General features: G+C 34.6%; 5 protein-coding genes. All 5 read left to right on the plus strand.

Features of this window, described 5'->3' with window-relative positions; translation table 11 throughout:
- The coding region (locus tag ACP5P5_RS13360) for a hypothetical protein (RefSeq protein ID WP_428286613.1) at positions 1-1,029 on the plus strand (1,029 nt) is incomplete at its 5' end.
- Positions 1,030-1,037: 8 nt separating this feature from the next.
- Entirely contained in the window at positions 1,038-1,919 is an 882-nt protein-coding gene (locus tag ACP5P5_RS13365) for a glycosyltransferase family 2 protein (RefSeq protein WP_428286614.1), read from the plus strand.
- 201 nt (positions 1,920-2,120) lie between these two features.
- The gene (locus tag ACP5P5_RS13370; RefSeq protein ID WP_428286615.1) at positions 2,121-2,825 is read left to right on the plus strand and encodes an FkbM family methyltransferase; all 705 of its coding nucleotides are present in this window, start codon (positions 2,121-2,123) and stop codon (positions 2,823-2,825) included.
- A gap of 233 nt (positions 2,826-3,058) precedes the next feature.
- On the plus strand, positions 3,059-3,841 hold the full coding sequence (locus ACP5P5_RS13375; protein ID WP_428286616.1) for an FkbM family methyltransferase: 783 nt from the start codon (positions 3,059-3,061) through the stop codon (positions 3,839-3,841).
- Between the two features lie 52 nt (positions 3,842-3,893).
- Positions 3,894-4,201 (plus strand): hypothetical protein (locus ACP5P5_RS13380; protein ID WP_428286617.1); only part of this gene is annotated, 308 nt, incomplete at its 3' end.

A 4,201-nucleotide genomic window follows, 5' to 3' on the forward strand; every position in this document is an offset into this window, starting at 1 on the left:
ATCAATGGCCTGGGCGATTATGCTACCCGATTGGGGCAGGGTTTAACCGATGCCGGCTATGCCGTTCATTATGCAGGATTACCACAACCCACACCGGTCACCGTGCAGCCGTATTTTCCCCTGCAACCCAACGGTAGGCATTTGCTGCAACTGGTGCAACAACAGCAAATCCATACCGTTATCCTGAACTATTCCGGCTATGGTTACCAACGCAAAGGAGTTCCGTTTTGGTTGGTAACCGCCTTGGAACAAGTAAAACGAGCAGGGGTAAAAGTCATCATTTTTTTTCATGAACTCTATGCCTCCGGCCCTGTTTGGACCAGTGCTTTTTGGTTGCATCCTTTACAGAAAAAAATTGTGCAACAGTTATTTGATTTGGCCGATAAAGTGTTTTGCAGTAATCAAATTGTATTTGACTTGTTAGCTCCTTTGGAAAAGGGGGGAGGGTTAAAGAGGGAGAATATTGGATTGTTTGCCAATATTCCTGAGCCAGATATGTTAACACCTTGGAATGAAAGAGCCAATGAAGTGGTAGTATTTGGGAGCACTCCCAACAAAAAAAAAGTTTACGAATGGCTGGTAAAATATCTGGATGATTTAAAAATGAATGGAATAACCACGATTGTAGATATTGGTCCAACAGAAGCAGGCATGTTTCCAGGTACATTCGATTTTCCTATTCAAAAGATGGGGGCTTTGTCAGCCCAAGAAATTACTGCTGTATTGCAAACGGTGAAATATGGTGCCATCAGCTATCCCCCTTCATTATTGGGTAAGTCTGGGGTTTTTGCGGCTTACGCAGCTTGTGGATTATTAGTATTTAATTTAACCCACCAAATTGATCAAGCTGTGGATGGTTTAATTATTGATCAGCATTTTTTATTGAATTGCCTTAACGTCAATGATTCAAATGCTTCGGAAATGTCACAAGTGCTCAATACTTGGTATAGCCATAGAAATTTCAAGCATCATCTATCCGCATATTTATCTGCGTTAGCATTAATAACTCAAATCGATTCGAAAGTTTAAAAATATTTATGAAACTATCTGTGGTTATCACTTGTTTTAATGCATGGGAACACGTAGCACAATCCCTTTCATATTTGACTCAAAATGATAATGCAAATATTATTTCTGAAATTATTTTAATTGATGATGCTTCAACTGTATTACCGAACATACCATTCGATAAATATGACCATCTTCAACTTGTAAGAAACACTCAAAACATGGGTTATGTGGCTTCTGTCAATAAGGGATGTAAGATTGCCTCCGGTGATCTTATTTTATTATTAGACGCAGATGCTTATGTCCTAAGCTCATTAAATGATTTGGTATTAGTATTTCAAGCGAAGCCATCATTAGGCTTAGCGAATTTTACTGTTGTCAATCAATGGGGGCAATCATCCGGCAAGATGGAACCAGCACCGGGCTTATTAAGTATTATACTTGGACAAAAATTAGAGGCTAAATGGCGGCATTATTTTAAAGGTTCAGAAAAAAGTGCTTGTTATTATTCATTTGCCATTGCTTTTCGCAAAACTGTATTTGAGGAATTAGAAGGCTTTGATGAATCCTTTGATTTTTTAGATGCAGATATAGATTTTTCTATTCGGTTTCATCAAAGCCAAAAATGGGATAGCGAAAATATTTCTTCCATCTTAATACAACATGATGGGGGTGGGAGCCCGCAATCTACATCAAAAAGGGTAATTCGTTTTTACTATAACAGGATAAGATTGCTAAAGAAAAATAATAACAAGTGGTTGGTGAAAGTTGCCATTGTTTTGGCTTGGATTCGTTTAGTTATAGAATATTTTATATTGAAATGGGGGGTAAAAGGTAATAGTGAAGCAGTAAGAATTGATAAAATAAATGGTAGGAAATACCTGATTAAAAACTTACTGTATCAATTATAATCTAGAAGGGGTACTAAAATACACTTGAATAACACTACTCTTCAACTCTAACAATTAGCCACCAATAATTTGTCAATGAAACAGAGAATTAAATACTTGTTGCTTTTGGTTTTTTCCAGGCCCTCTTTTTTTCCTTACCTCTTGAAATTGCAGAAATTTATTTTTTGGCTTTCAAATAGAGCTAGTGCAGCAACATTTCTTTTGGAAAAGACAGGTGAAATAACGGCTTTTGAAAAGGCGTTTGCGCTCATTAAACACAACCAACCATTAATGATGTTTGATTGTGGTGCACACCATGGTCATTATACGGAATTGATGATACGTACTTTGAAAAAAAATGGTATTGAATCGTTTACAATTTATCTTTTTGAGCCCGCACAAATATTCCAAACGGAATTAACGGTAAAATTTTTAAATGATGGAAGGTGTAGGTTGGTGAATAAAGCAGTCTCTGATGCTATTGGTCAATCCGTATTGTATTATCCATGGGCGGGGGCGGGGAGTGCCAGTTTAGTCGGTTCAAATGAAGACAGTATTTATAATACATTAGAAAATGCTGTTACTGAAAAGGTTGATGTGATTACATTGGATGATTTTTGTGTGCAGGAAAAGATTACGAAAATTGATTTCATTAAATTGGATATAGAAGGCTTTGAGTTTAGGGCCTTATTAGGACTAAAAAAGCTAATGCAGCAGCAGAAGGTGCAAATTATTCAGTTTGAACAAGGCATTGCTTCTTTAACCACCAAACAGCTATTGAAAGATTTCTGGGATGAATTTCAAGAACATTATAATTTTTACATCATTTTGCAAAACGGATTAGCGCCCTTAAAGCAATATTCAGCCGATTTAGAAATTTTTTATGGAGCAACCAATTATATGATGATTTTAAAAAATATTAAATAGTTAAAATCAAATCTTATACGAAAAAGTTAATCGTTCAAGAAGAATCTTATTTATTATTCAAAAAATATCATTTATGTATGCTATATTGAGGTGCCAGTTTAGTTTGTATCCGGAAATTAATTGAATATACTTTGCTATTTCACATAAATATAATTAGAATCAGGTTTATTTGATAAAGTAAAATATACAATCAACTTCTAAAATATTAAATCATCCAATTTATTTCTCTATTAATGAAATTTAAAAAATACCTTAAACAATTAATTCAATTAACGAATCGGTTTGGAGGTCTAAAAGGTCTGGTTGTATTCATTCTAATTAATTCTAAAGGGAAAGGGATCATTATACTACGGCTTAAACAGTTACGAACGCCTATATACCTTCGAGCAAATACTTCTGATATTGATGTTTTTTTTAAAATATTTGTGGAAGAAGAATACAACTTTTTTTTACCGGCCAATGCTGAGTTTATCATTGACGGAGGAGCAAACATTGGTTTGTCTGCTTTATTTTTCGTAATAAAATATCCAAATGCAAAGATTGTTGCCATAGAGCCTGAAAATAGCAATTATTCAATCCTTTTGAAAAATATTGCAGGGTACCCGAATATAATTCCAATGCAGAAAGCGATTTGGCATGAATCTACAATTTTAAGTATATCCAATCCTTTGAATATGGGGAATTATGGGTTTATGGTAACAACGAATGAAGCAGATGAAATTTCTTTCAATGAAATATCTACCATTACTATACCTGATATAATCAAAGACTATCAACAACAGTCTGTTGACATACTTAAATTAGACATAGAAGGAGCTGAAATGGAATTGTTTTCCAACAATGCAGGATGGGTAGAAAGTATACATCAAATTTATATTGAAACACATGATTGGATAAAAACCGGTTGTAGTAAAGCCTTATTTACAGCAGTTCAGAATTATCAATATGATGTGTTTAGTAAAGGCGAAAATTTACTTTGGGTAAATCATTCTATTTCTAAGGGAAAAATGGTATGAGAAATCAACTATCAAATGGTGGGTTTCAACTTTTTTTATATAAAAATTGTGAATGGGAAATAAAAAATTAATAAATTCCTTTTTATTCTGTTTTTTCTTTACTACCCTCAGTGGGGTTTTGCGCAAATGGGTATTTACTTCTACTACGGTGGGCAATCTTATTTTCGGGCTGCAATTGTTGTTGCCCCTTTTGTTTTTTTTCACGGCCCGTAAGGCCTTGGGCCGGTTATTTTTAAATACGGTTTTCCCCCTTTACCTGTTATTGTTGGTGGCGGAAGCTTTTAATCCCCTGAACCTTACCATTTACCATGGCTTATTGGGTATTCTCATTCATAGTTATTTTTGGGTGTTTATCTTCCT

The organism is Hydrotalea sp., assembly GCF_049968455.1.
GTDB lineage: Bacteria > Bacteroidota > Bacteroidia > Chitinophagales > Chitinophagaceae > Hydrotalea.